General features: G+C 59.4%; 15 protein-coding genes and 3 pseudogenes. 14 read left to right on the forward strand and 4 right to left on the reverse strand.

The window, feature by feature from the left end:
• The 13 genes and pseudogenes from BLS48_RS33030 to BLS48_RS33090 form a co-directional block, all read left to right on the forward strand.
• Positions 1 to 235, forward strand: a pseudogene (locus BLS48_RS33030) (hypothetical protein); the annotation flags it as partial.
• A gap of 187 nt (positions 236 to 422) precedes the next feature.
• Positions 423 to 1,205 carry an ABC transporter ATP-binding protein gene (locus BLS48_RS33035; protein ID WP_038654657.1) on the forward strand — a complete coding sequence of 261 codons (783 nt, stop codon included), beginning with the start codon at positions 423 to 425 and terminating at the stop codon, positions 1,203 to 1,205.
• A gap of 36 nt (positions 1,206 to 1,241) precedes the next feature.
• Entirely contained in the window at positions 1,242 to 2,003 is a 762-nt protein-coding gene (locus BLS48_RS33040) for a transporter substrate-binding domain-containing protein (protein WP_091586500.1), read from the forward strand.
• Positions 2,004 to 2,074: 71 nt separating this feature from the next.
• Entirely contained in the window at positions 2,075 to 2,797 is a 723-nt protein-coding gene (locus BLS48_RS33045) for an ABC transporter permease (protein ID WP_091586502.1), read from the forward strand.
• Between the two features lie 10 nt (positions 2,798 to 2,807).
• Positions 2,808 to 3,497, forward strand: coding sequence for an ABC transporter permease (locus tag BLS48_RS33050; RefSeq protein ID WP_091586504.1), 690 nt, complete (start codon positions 2,808 to 2,810; stop codon positions 3,495 to 3,497).
• 41 nt (positions 3,498 to 3,538) lie between these two features.
• Positions 3,539 to 4,750, forward strand: a complete 1,212-nt coding sequence (locus BLS48_RS33055) for a trans-sulfuration enzyme family protein (protein ID WP_038654652.1) — start codon at positions 3,539 to 3,541, stop codon at positions 4,748 to 4,750.
• 106 nt (positions 4,751 to 4,856) lie between these two features.
• Positions 4,857 to 5,174: a DMT family transporter gene (locus BLS48_RS33060; RefSeq protein ID WP_091586516.1), complete on the forward strand. Its 318-nt coding sequence runs from the start codon at positions 4,857 to 4,859 to the stop codon at positions 5,172 to 5,174.
• Between the two features lie 231 nt (positions 5,175 to 5,405).
• A complete protein-coding gene (locus tag BLS48_RS33065; RefSeq protein ID WP_091586506.1) occupies positions 5,406 to 6,467 on the forward strand; it encodes a homoserine dehydrogenase in 1,062 nt (353 codons plus the stop codon).
• On the forward strand, positions 6,464 to 7,882 hold the full coding sequence (locus BLS48_RS33070; RefSeq protein WP_167365344.1) for an aldehyde dehydrogenase family protein: 1,419 nt from the start codon (positions 6,464 to 6,466) through the stop codon (positions 7,880 to 7,882). The genes BLS48_RS33065 and BLS48_RS33070 overlap by 4 nt, the downstream gene beginning before the upstream one ends.
• Before the next feature lie 47 nt (positions 7,883 to 7,929).
• Positions 7,930 to 8,808 carry a 4-hydroxy-tetrahydrodipicolinate synthase gene (dapA, locus tag BLS48_RS33075; RefSeq protein WP_091586510.1) on the forward strand — a complete coding sequence of 293 codons (879 nt, stop codon included), beginning with the start codon at positions 7,930 to 7,932 and terminating at the stop codon, positions 8,806 to 8,808.
• 11 nt (positions 8,809 to 8,819) lie between these two features.
• Positions 8,820 to 10,223, forward strand: a complete 1,404-nt coding sequence (locus tag BLS48_RS33080; protein ID WP_091586512.1) for an aspartate ammonia-lyase — start codon at positions 8,820 to 8,822, stop codon at positions 10,221 to 10,223.
• A gap of 13 nt (positions 10,224 to 10,236) precedes the next feature.
• Complete coding sequence (locus BLS48_RS33085; RefSeq protein ID WP_091586514.1) at positions 10,237 to 11,028, forward strand: phosphotransferase; 792 nt, start codon at positions 10,237 to 10,239, stop codon at positions 11,026 to 11,028.
• Complete coding sequence (locus tag BLS48_RS33090) at positions 11,025 to 11,468, forward strand: Lrp/AsnC family transcriptional regulator (protein WP_038654575.1); 444 nt, start codon at positions 11,025 to 11,027, stop codon at positions 11,466 to 11,468. Before BLS48_RS33085 ends, BLS48_RS33090 begins: the two co-directional genes overlap by 4 nt.
• Positions 11,469 to 11,672: 204 nt before the next feature.
• On the opposite strand, the pseudogene BLS48_RS36705 reads toward BLS48_RS33090, so the two are convergent.
• A pseudogene (locus tag BLS48_RS36705) lies at positions 11,673 to 12,018 on the reverse strand (FAD-dependent oxidoreductase); the annotation flags it as partial.
• Between the two features lie 268 nt (positions 12,019 to 12,286).
• Between BLS48_RS36705 and BLS48_RS36710 the strand changes: the two are divergent.
• On the forward strand, positions 12,287 to 12,553 hold the full coding sequence (locus BLS48_RS36710) for a pyridoxal-phosphate dependent enzyme (RefSeq protein WP_038655178.1): 267 nt from the start codon (positions 12,287 to 12,289) through the stop codon (positions 12,551 to 12,553).
• A 271-nt stretch (positions 12,554 to 12,824) separates the two neighbouring features.
• On the opposite strand, the gene BLS48_RS33105 is transcribed toward BLS48_RS36710, so the two are convergent.
• The 3 genes and pseudogenes from BLS48_RS33105 to BLS48_RS33115 all read right to left on the reverse strand — a co-directional run.
• Positions 12,825 to 13,775 carry a PDR/VanB family oxidoreductase gene (locus BLS48_RS33105; RefSeq protein WP_038654637.1) on the reverse strand — a complete coding sequence of 317 codons (951 nt, stop codon included), beginning with the start codon at positions 13,773 to 13,775 and terminating at the stop codon, positions 12,825 to 12,827.
• A 6-nt stretch (positions 13,776 to 13,781) separates the two neighbouring features.
• Complete coding sequence (locus tag BLS48_RS33110; protein ID WP_038654634.1) at positions 13,782 to 14,273, reverse strand: MOSC domain-containing protein; 492 nt, start codon at positions 14,271 to 14,273, stop codon at positions 13,782 to 13,784.
• A 221-nt stretch (positions 14,274 to 14,494) separates the two neighbouring features.
• A pseudogene (locus tag BLS48_RS33115) lies at positions 14,495 to 14,904 on the reverse strand (MocR-like pyridoxine biosynthesis transcription factor PdxR); the annotation flags it as partial.

Genomic DNA, 14,904 nt, shown 5'->3' on the forward strand with positions numbered 1-14,904 from the left:
CAAGGGAGAGGTCATCTGGCGCGATGACGTGGGCGCCACATGTCGGCGATGGAATTGGCGGCAGGGTACGCGCACCCGCTTGGAAACCGTGGGGGGCCGGATGTGGTTTATTTTGGAGAGCTTGTCTGCAATGCCACAGGAAGCGCTCGAAGAGGCCGCCAATATGCTGATGAGCGGCTTAAGAGAGCTGTCGCCAGGGTGTGAGATCTACAAACAGAACATAATGGTCGGCTAACGCGCCAGCGATCAACCCCAAGTAAGTAAGTCGAGGTGACATGCGATGCGACGTCTCGACGTCGCACGAGCGGCTGTTTGCGAACAGCTTTCACTGATCACGAAGTCATTTCGCCGTCGCGAGACGGCAATGGCGGAGCTTTGCCTGCGCAAGGAGCAGGCAGCCGTCGAAACTCAAGGGAGGTTCAATGCGCACGGACACATCCGCCCCCGCTTTGGTCGTCAACAACGTCCACAAAAGTTACGGGGCTCATGAGGTCCTGAAAGGGATTTCCCTTACCGCAGAAAAAGGCGACGTCGTCTCGGTCATCGGATCCTCGGGTTCGGGAAAAAGCACGCTCCTGCGCTGCATCAATTTCCTTGAGATTCCCGATCAGGGAACGTTCCAGATCAATGGGGAAGACGTGGTTTTCCGGATTGGACGTGATGGCAGATGTCACCCTGCCAGCTGGCGGCAGATCGAGCGGCTCAGAAGCGGCCTCGGCATGGTCTTCCAGAGCTTCAACCTCTGGCCGCACATGACCATTCTTCAAAATGTCATCGAAGCGCCCGTGCATGTGCTCGGTGTCAAGCGCAACGTTGCCATCGAAAAGGCTGACAGCCTGCTGGCCAAGGTCGGCCTCTACGACAAACGCGATGCCTATCCTGCCTTCCTGTCTGGCGGCCAGCAACAGCGGGCATCGATAGCCCGTGCGCTTTGCGTCGATCCCGCGGTCATGCTGTTCGACGAGCCGACATCGGCGCTCGATCCGGAGCTTGTCGGGGAGGTGCTGAAGGTGATCCGCGGCCTCGCCGAGGAGGGCCGTACCATGGTGATGGTCACCCATGAAATGAAGTTCGCACGCGACGTCTCGACGCGCGTGATGTTTTTGCACCAAGGCCAGGTGGAGGAGATCGGTCCGCCTGCCCAGGTCTTCGGTGCACCCAAGAGCGCTCGCTGCAAGGAGTTTGTTGCAGCCGGATCGCACTAACCACTCCAACGTCCCAACACAAAAAGGGGAACGCAAATGAAGCATCTGGGAAAAGTTCTAGCGCTCGCAGCGGTCATACTGACGACCAACGCTCATGCCGAAATCCGGTTCGGCATCGTCAATGAGGCCTATCCGCCTTACACGACAAAGGACGCGTCGGGGAAAGCGATCGGCTGGGAAATCGATCTGATGGATGCCGTGTGCGCAGAGCTCAAGGAAAAGTGCACCATCGTCGACGTCGCCTGGGACGGCCTCATTCCGGCTCTGGAAAGCAAGAAGATCGATGTCATCTGGTCTTCGATGTCGATCACCGACGAGCGCAAGAAGCGTATCGATTTCACCGACAAATATTACTCCGCACTGGCCGGCATGATCGGCACCAAGGATGGCACCATGGGTGTCACGGCCGAGCAGCTGAAAGGCAAGACTATCGGCATAGCCGTTTCCACCACGCAGTCGGCCTACTTCAAGAAGCACTTCGCCCAGGTCGCGACCGAGAAAAGCTATGCGACCGTGGATGAGTCTTTCCAGGACCTGGCATCGGGACGGATTGACTATGTATTCGCCGACACAGCGCCGCTGAAGGAGTTCCTGAAGACGGACATCGGGCAGGGCTGCTGTGAATTCAAAGGCAATGTCGAGCCAGACAATGCCATTCTTGGGGCCGGGGTCGGCGGCGGTATCCGCAAAGGCGACGACGCATTGCGTGAAAAGCTGAACGCCGCGGTCCAGGCCGTCAGAGCCAACGGCAAATATGCCGAGTTCAGCAAGAAGTACTTCGACTACGATCCCTATTGAGCCCAACGGCAAGGCAGATTTGTCCCGAACGCTTGGGGGCAAATCTGCCGGCCTGTTTTTGAAAGCTTGCCATGAGTTCCTCAAATTCAGTTCTGGACATGCTGGCGATCGCGCCTCCCGGCTGGGGTGGCGTGCTGCTCACCGGAGCGGTCGCAACCCTGTTTATCTCGTCTGGGGCCTATCTGGTCGGCATGGCGCTGGGTCTCGCCGGCGCTCTGGGCAAGTTGAGCGGCTTTCGGCCGCTGCGGTACACTTTGAACGCCTATACGACTGTCGTGCGGGCAGTTCCTGAGCTCATTTTGATCGTGGCCCTGTACTATGCGGGAACCGATGGTCTTAATCGGATTCTCGCCTGGGCGGGACTTGGCCCGATCGAGGTCAACGGTCTGGTGGCGGCAGTCGCGGTGCTTGGCTTCGTCCAGGGGGCCTACATGACGGAGGTGCTGCGCGGCGCCATCCTTGCAATTCCTGTCGGACAGCTCGAAGCCGCCAAGGCTTTCGGCATGCGGCCGACACTACGCTTTCGCCGGATCGTGTTGCCTGCTCTCATACCCAACGCGCTGCCGGGTTTCGCGAACCTGTGGATGTCGGTCATCAAGGACAGCGCGCTGATCGCGGTTGTGGGCTACCAGGAGCTGGCTCTCGCAGCCCGCGTCGCTGCGAGCAATACCAAGCAGTACATGGTTTTTTTCCTGGCTGCCGCGGTCCTCTATCTCTTGATCACCATCGTATCGAACATGCTGTTTTCTGCGTTTGAAGCATACTTTCGCCGCGGACAAAGACCGGTATCATAGGGAGGCGGACGTGGATTTCAGCTGGATCTTCGAATATCAGGGGCTGTTGGTGCGCGGCGCCTTCCTGACATGCCTGCTGCTGGCAATCTCGGTTACCCTGGGGTTCGCGCTCGCCATTTTCCTGGCGATTGCTCAAGTCGGCAATGGCTCGATCGCCCGCTGGATCTCAAAGGGATACTGCACGTTCTTCCGCGGCACGCCGTTGCTGATCCAGCTTTGGCTCATCTACTACGGACTTGGCTCGTACCTTCCTCACATCCCCGGCCTGAGGACCAGTTTCCTGTGGCCCGTCATGCGCGAGGGATTGTTCTTCGCCGCGCTGGCCCTCACCTTGAACTTCGCCGCTTATCAAGGGGAGATTTTGCGAGGGGCAATGCTTGCGGTGCCCAAAGGCGAGCTTGAAGCGGCTCGCGCTGTCGGCATGTCGGCCAGAATGATCTTGCGGCGGATCTGGCTGCCGAGAGCGATCCGGATCGGACTGCCGACATTTGCCGGCGAGGTGATCCTCCAGCTCAAGGCAACGCCGATTGTCTTTTCGGTTACGGTCATGGATCTCTATGGTGCTGCCTACAAGATCCGCCAGGATACGCTCCTGGTCTACGAGCCCCTCCTCCTGGTCACGGTGTTTTACGTGGGCCTGACCTTCGTCATCACGCAGGTCTTCCAGAAGCTCGAAAACGCGGTGCCGGTTCGGCGCTAGCCCGGCACCTGAACAATCAACCCCAAAAGCAGAGGCCAACAATGTCGAGACCAGACAAACACGAACTGTCCACGCTCTCCTTCAACACGCTGTCAGTGCATGGCGGCAACGAGATCGACAAGACGTCCGGAGCGATCCGCACGCCGATCGTCATGGCCAATTCGTATCTCCTTCCTGAAGACCCTTCAACAATGGACTGGTCCGACACCGAAACACCGTCCTACACGCGCAATTCCGGGCACAATCAGATCTGCCTTCAGCGCAAGCTTGCCGCGCTTGAGGGCGGCCAGGACGCCGCCGTCTTCGCAACCGGCGTTGCCGCCCTGCATGCCGTGTTCTTCACTTTCCTGAAGAGCGGGGACCATGTGATCGTCGGTGACGTCACCTACGAGGCGGTCTGGCGGCTTTTTTCCGAACTGCTGCCGCAGCGCTACAAGATCGAAGCCACCTTCGTCGACATGGGCGACATGGATGCCGTCAGAGCCGCCGTGCGGCCCAACACCAGGCTGATCCATACTGAAACGATCGCAAACCCGACTACAAAGGTTGCCGATATCGCCACGCTGGTGTCGATCGCCAGGCAGGCAGGCGCGCTGTTGTCGGTTGACTCGACCTTCACCCCTCCCCCCTTTTTCCGGCCGCTGGCCTTGGGCGCAGACTTCGTCATCCATTCGCTGACCAAGTACATCAACGGCCATGGCGACGCGATGGGCGGCGTGGTGATCGGCTCCAAGGAGCTCATCCATCACGTCAAGGCGGATGCGCTCGTCGACCTTGGCGGGACGATTTCGCCATTCAACGCCTGGCTGATCATGCGCGGCTCGGTCACGCTTCCGCTGCGCCTGAAGCAGCAGTACGCATCGGCCGAGGCCGTCGCCGACTATCTGGCGACAGACAAACGCGTTGCTTACGTCACCTATCCCGGGTTGGAGAGCCACGACCAGCACGCGCTGGCGAAAAGCCAGTTCGCGGGCAAGGGCTACGGCGCGGTCATGGCCTTCGCGGTCGAAGGCGATCCCGCTACGCAAAACCGGTTCGTCGCCAATCTGAAGGTAATCACGTCCGCAGTCTCGCTTGGTCACGACGAAACCCTGATCGTGCATGTCGGCGGCAGCGGCCGTGGCGGCTCGGATCGTTACCCGCCGAATTTCCAGAAGTATGGACACTTGCGACTTTCGATCGGCCTCGAGGACACCGAGGACCTGATCGCCGACATCAACCACGCCCTCGATGAGACGTTTGGCAGGGCCTGAGGGGATCAAGGTTCTTCTAGTTTCATGTGGATTGCCCCTCGCGGGCAATCCACACCGCCTCTTCAAAGCCCCCGCGCGACTGATCAGATTCGCCAGGAAGGATGCCATGCATTGGATTGTTCTGTTCGTCGCCGGCCTGCTTGAGATCGTCTGGGCCTATTTTATGAAGAGGTCTGAAGGGTTCACATTGCTCGTCCCCTCGACAATCACCGTCGTTGCGATGATTGCCAGCGGCGTGCTGCTGTCCTTTTCCATGAGGGTTTTGCCCCTTGGGACCGCCTACACGGTCTGGACGGGGATCGGGGCGGTAGGCTCATTTCTTTTGGGAGTGGCCATCCTTGGAGAACCGGCGTCCTCGATGCGTCTGGTGGCGGGCTCGTTGATCGTGTCGGGAATTCTGATGATGAAGCTGTCGAGCACCTAAGCAGTGCCCGAACAGGAAGGTCTCAAGGTCGCCACGCGACACCGGTTTGACGCCACAGGTAGCGCAGCAAGGCAGGCCGTTCGAACGAGCTGGCCCACCGTCTGGAAGACGAAAGCCAATACGACAACGCAACGAGCACAATTGCCCAGTTGTTTGGTCCATATGCATCGTTCCCTCTGAGCGGTCCGCACCCGACAATAGCCAACACAAATCTCACCGGAGGGATCCTTCATGACAGTCTACACTATCGCGCTTATCGGCTTTGGCGGCGTCAACCGCGCTTTGACTGAACTCATTGCGACGAAAAACCAGCTCTGGGAACGTGACCTTGGCTTTCGTCTGAACATTGTCGCGGTGAGTGATCTTTTCTTGGGTTCGGTCATTTCTCCTAATGGCCTTGATGCCAAGATGCTCGTGGAAACGAACTTCGCGAAAGGCGGCTTTGGTCAGCTTTCGGGTGGAAGTGCGGAAGCCGACAACGAGACCATCATCAAGACTGCTCCGGCCGACATCGTCGTCGAGGCGACCTTTACCAATCCGATCGACGGCGAGCCCGCCGTTTCCCATTGCCGCTGGGCACTTCAGACCGGAAAACATGTGGTGACCACCAACAAGGGTCCTGTGGCCATTGCTGCCCGGGAACTGAAAGCACTGGCGAAAGCGAATGGTGTCCACTTCGAGTACGAAGGCTCCGTCATGAGCGGCACGCCTGTCATCCGCATGGCCGAAAAGACACTCGCCGGCGCGGAGCTGAAGGGCTTTGAGGGCATTCTCAACGGCACTTCGAACTTCGTTCTGGGTCGCATGGAAGGCGGCCTGGATTTTGCCGCGGCGGTGAAAGAGGCACAGCAGCTGGGCTATGCCGAAGCCGACCCAACCGCCGATGTCGAAGGTTTCGACGTCCGTCTCAAGGTGGTTATCCTCGCAAACGAGTTGTTGGGTGCGGACCTCAAGCCCGGGGATGTAATCTGCAAGGGCATTTCCGGTCTCTCGGCCGCCGACATCGAAAAGGCTGCCAAGGCAAACAGCCGCTGGAAGCTGATCGGCTCAGCGGTGCGCGGTGCCGACGGCCGCGTGACCGGCAGTGTATCGCCTAGACAGCTCCCGCTGGACCATCCGCTGGCTGGCGTCAACGGCGCCACGAATGCAGTGTCGCTGAACACCGAACTTCTCGGTTCAGTCACGATCACCGGTCCGGGCGCTGGTCGCATTGAAACCGCTTACGCCCTTTTGTCCGACATCGTCGCAATCCACAACACTCACGTGTCGGTCGCTACGAGGGAGGCCGCATGATGCGCAACCTTGCTCTCAGCGACACGACCGTGGTTGACCAGATTGTCGTGACCAACCCGTTCGACGGGACAGTTGTTGGAACGGTGATCGAGACAAGCGCCGCGGCCTTGAATTCGCTCCTGGAGCGGGCAACACGCGGAGCGCAAGATGCAAGATCCCTGCCCCGCCACGGGCGCTCGGCAATCCTGGAGAAAGCAGCTGGATTGATCGAAGCCCGTCTGGAGGAGTTCGCGCTGCTCATCGTCAGGGAGGCTGGCAAGACCATCACCCAGGCACAGAAAGAGGTAATGCGTTGCGTCAACACGCTGAGGCTTTCCGCCGATGAGGCCAGGCGCAACGCTGGCGAGGTGATCCCGTTTGATTCCTATACAGGATCGGAGTCCCGCCAGGGCTGGTACACAAGAGAGCCTTTGGGCATCATCACGGCCATCACGCCCTATAATGACCCTCTGAACCTTGTAGCTCACAAGCTCGGCCCGGCCATCGCAGGTGGAAATGCCGTTCTGTTGAAGCCATCGGAACTCACTCCTCTTTCCGCGATCAAGCTGGTGGAGGTGCTTGTCGAAAGCGGTTTGCCCGACGAGGTCGTCACCGTTGCAATCGGCGGACCGCAGCTTGGCAAAGCTCTTGTTTCGGCAAGAAATGTCCGGATGATCTCCTTCACCGGCGGCTTTGCCACGGGCGATGCGATCGCAAGGAGTGCCGGCATCAAGAAGCTGGCCATGGATCTTGGCGGCAATGCTCCTGTCATTGTCATGGAGAATTGCAACTTCGATGCCGCCGTCGAGAGCTGCGTATCGGGAGCCTTCTGGGCGGCCGGGCAAAACTGCATCGGAACGCAGAGAATTCTGATCCAGCGCTCCATCTATGAGCGGTTCAAGGCGAAGTTCGTCGAAGACACCAAGAAGCTCAAGACCGGCAACCCTCTCGATGCAGACACCGATGTCGGCCCGATGATTTCCGCAAAGGCGGCCGGCAAAGCGGCTGCCGTGGTCGACCGTGCGCTTGATGCCGGCGCGGCGTTGCTTTGTGGTCACAAGCCAGCCGGCAACCTCTACCCGCCGACGGTCCTGGAGAACGTTCCTGCAATTTGTGAGGTTTGGAACGAGGAAGTATTCGCCCCGATCGTCATCCTGCAGCCCTTCGATGAGCTGACTGATGCGATCGACCTGGCAAATAGCCCCGAATACAGCCTTCACGCTGGCATTTTCACAAATGACCTGGAAGCGGCACTTGAGGCGGCAAGCCGGATCGATGCGGGCGGCATCATGATCAACGACTCCTCCGACTACCGGTTCGACGCGATGCCGTTTGGCGGTTTCAAATATGGCAGCATGGGACGTGAAGGCGTGCGGTTTGCCTATGAGGACATGACGCAGCCGAAAGTCGTGTGCATCAACCGCCTGAAGCGGTGACCGCGGCCATGGCCAGCCATCCCATCAGCGCACTTAGGAGTATGTGAATGTTCAAGGGTTCCATCACCGCGCTGGTCACGCCATTCGCTGATGGTCATGTCGATGAGGTCGCGCTCCGTGACCTCATCGAGTGGCAGATCGAGGAAGGATCATCCGGACTGGTTCCATGCGGAACCACGGGCGAAAGCCCTACCCTCAGCCATGCCGAGCACAAGCAGGTTGTCGAGATCACGATTGAAACCGCCAAGGGCCGTGTTCCCGTGATCGCGGGCGCAGGATCAAACAGCACGGCGGAGGCGATAGACTTTGTGCGCCATGCCCAGGATGCCGGCGCCGACGGAGTGTTGATCGTTTCGCCATACTACAACAAGCCGACACAGGAGGGCGTCTACCAACACTTCAAGGCGATTGATGCGGCGGCAACCGTTCCGATCATCGTCTACAACATTCCAGGCCGCAGCGTCATCGATATCCAGGTTGAGATGCTTGCCCGGATTTTCAAGGACTGCCCGAATGTAACCGGCGTCAAGGATGCAACCGGCAACATTCTGCGCCCGTCTCTCGAACGCATGGCCTGCGGCAAGGACTTCAACCTCCTGTCAGGAGAGGACGGGACGGCATTGGGCTATATGGCCCACGGCGGTCACGGTTGCATCTCCGTTACCGCCAACGTTGCACCCCGCTTGTGTGCCGATTTCCAGCGCGCTTGCCTGAACGGTGATTACGCGGCTGCGTTGGACTTGCAGGACCGCTTGATGCCACTTCACCGGGCGCTGTTTCTTGAAACCAATCCGGCCGGGCCAAAATACGCCCTGCAACGCCTTGGCCGGATACGGGGGGACCTGCGCCTTCCCCTGGTACAGGTCAGCCCTCCGGTTGAGGCGTCGATCGACGAGGCGATGCGCCATGCAGGTATTTTGGGATAGGGATCAGGAAAATGGCTTTGGAACGCATTGAAGCTGATCTGATCGGGTCCCTCTCACTTCCTGCGGACGCGCTCTACGGCGCCCAGACGCGTCGCGCCGAGCTGAATTTTGACGTGTCTGGGCTTCGCCTCAAGGATTTTCCAGAACTCATCCAGTCCATGGCAATGGTCAAGAAGGCCGCGGCCCTGGCAAATGGTGAACTGGGGCTTCTGCCTGAAGACAAGGCGCTCGCGATTTCGGGAGCCTGTGACGACCTCATCGCGTTGAAAGGGATCGACGACAACTTTCCCGTGGACATGATGCAAGGCGGTGCTGGAACGTCCACCAACATGAATGTCAACGAGGTCATCGCCAACCTGGCCCTCATGAGGCTAGGGGCCGATATCGGCGACTACTCGAGAATGCATCCAAACGACGACGTCAACCTCTCCCAGTCGACGAACGACGTCTATCCGACCGCAATTCGCCTGACCATCCTGCGCGCCTGCGAGGGGCTTGTGTCATCGCAGGTTTGCCTGCGCGACGCCTTTCGAGCCAAGGCAGTTCAGTACGGCAGTGCTGTGAAGGTGGGCCGGACCCAGCTTCAGGACGCGGTGCCGATGATGGTCGGGCAAGAGTTTGAAGCGTTTGCAGAGCTCATCGATGAGGACATCGTCCAGGTTCAGCTGGCATCCAGGCTGCTAAAGGAAGTCAACCTTGGCGGGTCCGCGATCGGTACGTCCATAAACGTCCCTCGTGGTTTCCCAAATGCGGCCTGTCTGCATCTGAGCCGGATCTCCGGGTTCGAGCTTCTCTCGGCCCGCAATCTCATCGAGGCGACATCCGACACGGGCGCTTTTGTCGCTTTCTCCAGCGTCCTGAAGCGCATCGCAGTCAAGCTCACGAAGATATGCAACGATCTGCGCCTGTTGAGCAGTGGCCCACGCGGGGGGCTGGGAGAGATCCGCCTGCCGCCGGTGCAGGCCGGCTCGTCAATCATGCCGGGCAAGGTCAATCCCGTCATTCCCGAAATGATGAACCAGATCGGCTTCCAGGTGATCGGAAACGATCTCACGGTGACCCTTGCGGCGAGTGCGGGCCAACTGCAGTTGAATGCGATGGAACCCGTGATCGTCCTCAACATTCTTCAATCCATGCGAATGTTGACAAGAGGGATGGAGATTTTCCAGCAGCGTTGCATCGATGGTATCGAAGTCGACGTGGATCGGTGCAAGACCCTGCTTGACCAATCTCTTGTTCTTGCTACGCCTTTGGCAAAACTCATCGGATATGGCAAAGCGGCTGATCTGTCGAAGAAGGCTTTGGCCGAGAAGCGGGAGCTGCGCCAGCTCATCCAAGAAGAGGGAATTTTGGCGCCAAACCAACTTGACCAGTTGTTCGCGGACAGCGCGGCGTTTGCCAACATCTCGGCATAACCAAGGAAACAAAATGGCTGTTTTTACTGAGCTGTCCGATGAAGATCGCATCTCGATTACCGCAGCCTATGGAATGACATCGCTGTCGTCGGTCATCGGGATAGCCGATGGAGACCGGGAAACCACCTACCTTTTTCGGAGCAAGGAAGGCGAGTTCATTGTAACCCTGTTCGAGAACGGTGCTGAACCGCTCGATCTGGAAAGGGCCTTCGCGACAATGGAAACGCTATACGATAACGGCGTGCCCTGCCCTAAGCCTATGCGAACGATCGAAGGCGATGCAACCTTTCAGGCGGCAGGGCGCCTGGTTGCAGTCGTGAGCTTCGTGTCAGGATCGGCCACAAGCAATGCGAGCCCCGCCAAGTGCGCAAGTCTTGGCCGCGTGATGGCGCAAATCCACACTGTCTTGGACCGGAGCCCTGAACGGGCCGCAACAGAGCTGCGCATCGGGTCGGTGCATGGTGCGTTGGACCATCAAAACGTTTTCTTCCTGGGCGAAAGCGTGAGCGGGGTCATAAACTTCAGGCTGCGTCACAACGACGTTCTCATCGCTGAAGTCGCTGATGTGCTGGTTGACTGGGCGAGCCAGAGCACCGGCGCGCTCGACAAGGAACGGGCGCGGGCCCTCCTCCAAGGTTATCAGGAGATACGCAAGCTCACCTGTGCGGAAAGCGAAGCGCTGCGGGACTTCGTGATGGCGTCGACCGCCAGACGCTACGCCAGCCAACCAGACAGGACCTGCCTGCCGGAAGTCGCCATTATTGCCTATAAGTCAGTTTCTCCTGATATCGTGACGTGTTCATGAAATATCTCCTTGATCGAACGGACGAACAAATACTCGGCGAATTGAAAGCCAACGCGCGCATCTCGCACGCAGAGCTGTCAACGAAGGTGAACCTGTCGCGCAATGCGGTGCGGGTGCGTATCGAGCGGCTGGAACGCGAAGGGTTCATCAAGGGATATACGATCGTCACCGGCGAGGGTGGCGGCAACCAGCACATCACGACAGCGCTGATGTTCGTTTACCGGCATGATCGAATGCGGGGTGGCGACGTCATCCAGGCGCTACGCAAGATACCCCAGGTCGTCGCATGCGATGTGATGAGCGGTGACTTTGATCTCCTGGTGCGAGTGGAATCGCCTGATGCCGACCGTATTCGCCAGATTTGGCAGCAGATAGCGGAGTTGCCTGGGGTGCGCGATACGCTGACTGCGTTCGCGCTCTCTTCCGTCATTCGCAGATGATTGGAGAATGGGCGGCCAATCTTTTATCGGACATCGGAACGCAGCCATACGCTCTGATCCAGATGCTCTTTTCGGGATTCCCGAGGGGTTCCGACAGGCGCGCCTGACGCGACCCTCCGCCAACGTCAATTTTCGTAGTGAAATCAATACTAGATAACCTGCAAGGTGTGGGGTCACTGTTCGGCGCGTTCTCACACAGTATTGCCCCTTGACCGGATATACCGGCAGGTCGATGCCGTATTTGCGGCCGAGCAGCCCACTTTTGGGCCCCATCGAAATCACCACCGCATCGCTGGTGACCGGCCCGGCGGACGTCTTGACAGCGCTCACACGGTCGCCGTCGACGTCCAGCCCTTCAACCGTCGTGCCGAACAGGAATTTCTCGCCGAGTTTCTCGCTCGCATAAGCAGCGAGCCGTTCGACGAACATCCTGGAGTCGCCGGTCTGGTCCATCGGCGAATAGACGCCCGCAATTCCTTCGCTCCGGCGAGGCCCGGTTCAAGCTCGATCAGGCGTTGCGGTCGACGATCTCGATCGGCAGTCCTTGCTCGGTCCGCGTGCCTTCCTGGAATGCCGCGCAGGATTGCGGCAAGCGCCGAGGGCCAGATCAGCTCGGCGGAGGCGTCTGCAGGCCGATAGATTGCAGTGTAGAGCGTACCATAGCCGCGGCCATAGGCGGTCTGGTACACCGGCGGCTGCATGAACACGCCGAGCATCTTCTCCGCGTCGCTGGTCCCGTCTACGGCGCTAAGCAAGACCTGCTCGCGCTCGACGGACCGCGTGGCCTCGGCGTGCCGTTTCCATTCCGGTCCGCGCTGATGGTTGGTGATGACCCGGCGCTTGATCACCTCGACCTCAATCGCGATCTATATGACGAAGTGCGCAGCATTCCGGAAGAAGAAGCACGCGCTATGTGCCACCAACTGGCACGGGAGGAAGGACTGTTGGTCGGAACGTCCACGGGCCTCAACGTCACTGCGGCCATTCGTATGGCCAAAGAGTTGGGGCCGGGTAGGACGGTCGTCACGGTCGCGAGCGACACCGGTCTAAAGTACATGAACGGGAAGCTTTTTGCAGATGCTTGACAACGATTGAGCGATGGCCGGGACGACGCTGGACATTGGGTTGAATTGGAAACGACCGAGAATGCAGCAACCCTCTGGCTTCCAGCGTTTGGTGCATCCGCCGACGTGGTTATGAGCAATACTCCTGGCACTTTTATTTTCACGGGGCCGTCGGAAAACTTGCGGGTGAGAATCCCACCAGCATCTTCGCTGTCGCCTTTGCGGACGCCGTTTTGGATAGATGGGCCGCTTGTATGGCCTTTGCTTCGAAGCCATCGAAACTTCGCTGCCTTCAAAGATCGAGCTTGAGCACACCTCTCGCGCGAGACACGCACGGGATAAACCGGCTGTCGCGAGCCTGCCTGGACAGGAAAGCATCGCGGTGGATCGGCTCACCTTCCAGCATACCGCATTCGCAGGTCCCGCAAACGCCGTTCTCGCATGAAGCCATGAGCAGTACGCCCGCCTGCCGCAGTGCCGCGAGCGCGGTCGTATCGGCCGCGACGGGGACCAATGCGCCGTCGCGCAGTATGATCGTGAACGGTTCTGGTGGTGCATCGTCGTGCACGAGCGGCTGAAAGGCCTCGAAATGCACGGTGCCCGCCGGCCAGTGGGCGCTTGCCCGGTCGACGGCAGCCATGAAACCAGGTGGCCCGCAATAGTAGAGCTGTGGGTCGAACGAAGGCGTCGACAGCAAGGTTTGAAGATCCTGCCGGGTTTCGGGCTCATCATCGAAATGCAGCCGCACATTGGCTGGGTCAAGGGCGCTTTGAATATCCGACAAGAGCGGCGTGAGTTCGCTGCTGCGGGTGAAGTAGTGGAGTGCGTAGGGTCTGCCTAGCCGCTCCAGCGCCCGCGCCATTGCCAGAATCGGCGTGATCCCGATACCTCCCGCCAGGAGCAGGACCGGGCCGCGGCTTTCGCCAAGGGGGAAATGATTGCGCGGAGCGGAGACCGGCAGTGTGAATCCAGGGCAAACCGTCTTGTGGATCCAACCTGATCCACCGCGGCCTGTCTGCTCGAACTTCACCGCAATCGTGTAGCGGCTCAGATCGCTCGGGTCGCCGCAGAGCGAATACTGGCGCACCTTCCCGTCGGCCAAATGGACATCCACATGGGAACCAGGTTCGAACGGCGGCAGAAACGGTTTGCGCGGGTGCTTCAAATCGATAACGAGAACGTCGCCCGGCTCCTTGCGGATGGCGGTTACGGTCAACTTCATGATGATGCGGGGCGCAGCCATGCAGGTTCACTCATCCATGGGAAGGATCGGATCGCCCGGGCGGATCACGCCGCCGATCTCGATTGCACAATTCAGACCGGAACGGTTTAACAGACCCTCGTAGAGGCCAGGAATCCCAAGAAGCTCTTCGATGTACTTGCAGGGAAAGTTCATCCGCGCCGCTCGCAGCACGGTCTCGCCAACGCGGAAACGCTTGCCCACGAGGTGACCGAGCGGTACGCCCAAGGTGGTCAAGTTGCGCCGATGGTCTTCGGGCTCGAGCCTGGCTTTGAAGCCCGGTATCTTCGGCTCACCGCGAGCCATCGCTTCCAGGACTTCGACCTCGATCAGCGTCACTTCGCGAACATCAGGCTTCGGAGAGTAAGTCCCCGTTCCCAGAAAATATCGATCTCCAACGATGCCGCGACCAGGAACAAGCTGTGCCTCGTTCAGCTCCTCCATCTCGTAGGAGGCTGCCGGCGCGACGTGGATATGAAGCAGAGTTCCATTCCACGTCATGCTTCGCCCTCCAGGACGGCTATCGCGGCACCCCGCTTCCGGGTGGATCCGAGGATCTGATCGAGATGTCCGTTTGCCATGTCTGCTTCCACCCTTCGGGACAGCATCGCAGTCCGATCCAGCATCCTCCTCTGCCCGGACACTGGCCCGACAGACAGAGCCAGTTTTGCCGAGTTTTGCTAATCCAGTGGACGATACCGTGTTGGACTCGGCGGCGCCGGTCAGGCAATATCGCTGTCCCTGCCGAGCTTGTTGCTCAACTGACGGGGCAAGCCCTTGCTCAAACGTCGGACAACCCCGGCCAGGAGGCGGACGCCGTTCTCGATCTGCCTCATGGCCAAGGCCGAATAACCCATCACCAATCCGATCCGGTCGCAACGATCATCCATTTCACGCGCATAGAGCGGCGATATCGGATGGACGCCCACGCCGGCCCGCCGCGCCTCCTCAATCAAAACGTCTTCCAGCGGCCGAGCGAGATCCTTGAACCAGACGACGACATGCAGCCCGGCGTCGGCGCCCTCGATGACGATGCGATCTGCGAAGGCGCGCCGAAGGGCGGCGAGCAAGGTTCCTCGTCGCTCGCTGTTGAGACGGCGGACGCGGCGAACATGGCTTTCATATCCGCCGC

This window comes from Mesorhizobium qingshengii (genome assembly GCF_900103325.1).
Lineage (GTDB): Bacteria > Pseudomonadota > Alphaproteobacteria > Rhizobiales > Rhizobiaceae > Mesorhizobium > Mesorhizobium qingshengii.

Coding starts and splice junctions, on each gene's coding strand:
- BLS48_RS33035 (WP_038654657.1), top strand. CDS start 423: ATGCGCACGGACACATCCGCCCCCGCTTTGGTCGTCAACAACGTCCAC.
- BLS48_RS33040 (WP_091586500.1), top strand. CDS start 1,242: ATGAAGCATCTGGGAAAAGTTCTAGCGCTCGCAGCGGTCATACTGACG.
- BLS48_RS33045 (WP_091586502.1), top strand. CDS start 2,075: ATGAGTTCCTCAAATTCAGTTCTGGACATGCTGGCGATCGCGCCTCCC.
- BLS48_RS33055 (WP_038654652.1), top strand. CDS start 3,539: ATGTCGAGACCAGACAAACACGAACTGTCCACGCTCTCCTTCAACACG.
- BLS48_RS33060 (WP_091586516.1), top strand. CDS start 4,857: ATGCATTGGATTGTTCTGTTCGTCGCCGGCCTGCTTGAGATCGTCTGG.
- BLS48_RS33065 (WP_091586506.1), top strand. CDS start 5,406: ATGACAGTCTACACTATCGCGCTTATCGGCTTTGGCGGCGTCAACCGC.
- BLS48_RS33070 (WP_167365344.1), top strand. CDS start 6,464: ATGATGCGCAACCTTGCTCTCAGCGACACGACCGTGGTTGACCAGATT.
- dapA (WP_091586510.1), top strand. CDS start 7,930: ATGTTCAAGGGTTCCATCACCGCGCTGGTCACGCCATTCGCTGATGGT.
- BLS48_RS33080 (WP_091586512.1), top strand. CDS start 8,820: ATGGCTTTGGAACGCATTGAAGCTGATCTGATCGGGTCCCTCTCACTT.
- BLS48_RS33085 (WP_091586514.1), top strand. CDS start 10,237: ATGGCTGTTTTTACTGAGCTGTCCGATGAAGATCGCATCTCGATTACC.
- BLS48_RS33090 (WP_038654575.1), top strand. CDS start 11,025: ATGAAATATCTCCTTGATCGAACGGACGAACAAATACTCGGCGAATTG.
- BLS48_RS36710 (WP_038655178.1), top strand. CDS start 12,287: ATGGTTGGTGATGACCCGGCGCTTGATCACCTCGACCTCAATCGCGAT.
- BLS48_RS33105 (WP_038654637.1), bottom strand. CDS start 13,775: ATGGCTGCGCCCCGCATCATCATGAAGTTGACCGTAACCGCCATCCGC.
- BLS48_RS33110 (WP_038654634.1), bottom strand. CDS start 14,273: ATGACGTGGAATGGAACTCTGCTTCATATCCACGTCGCGCCGGCAGCC.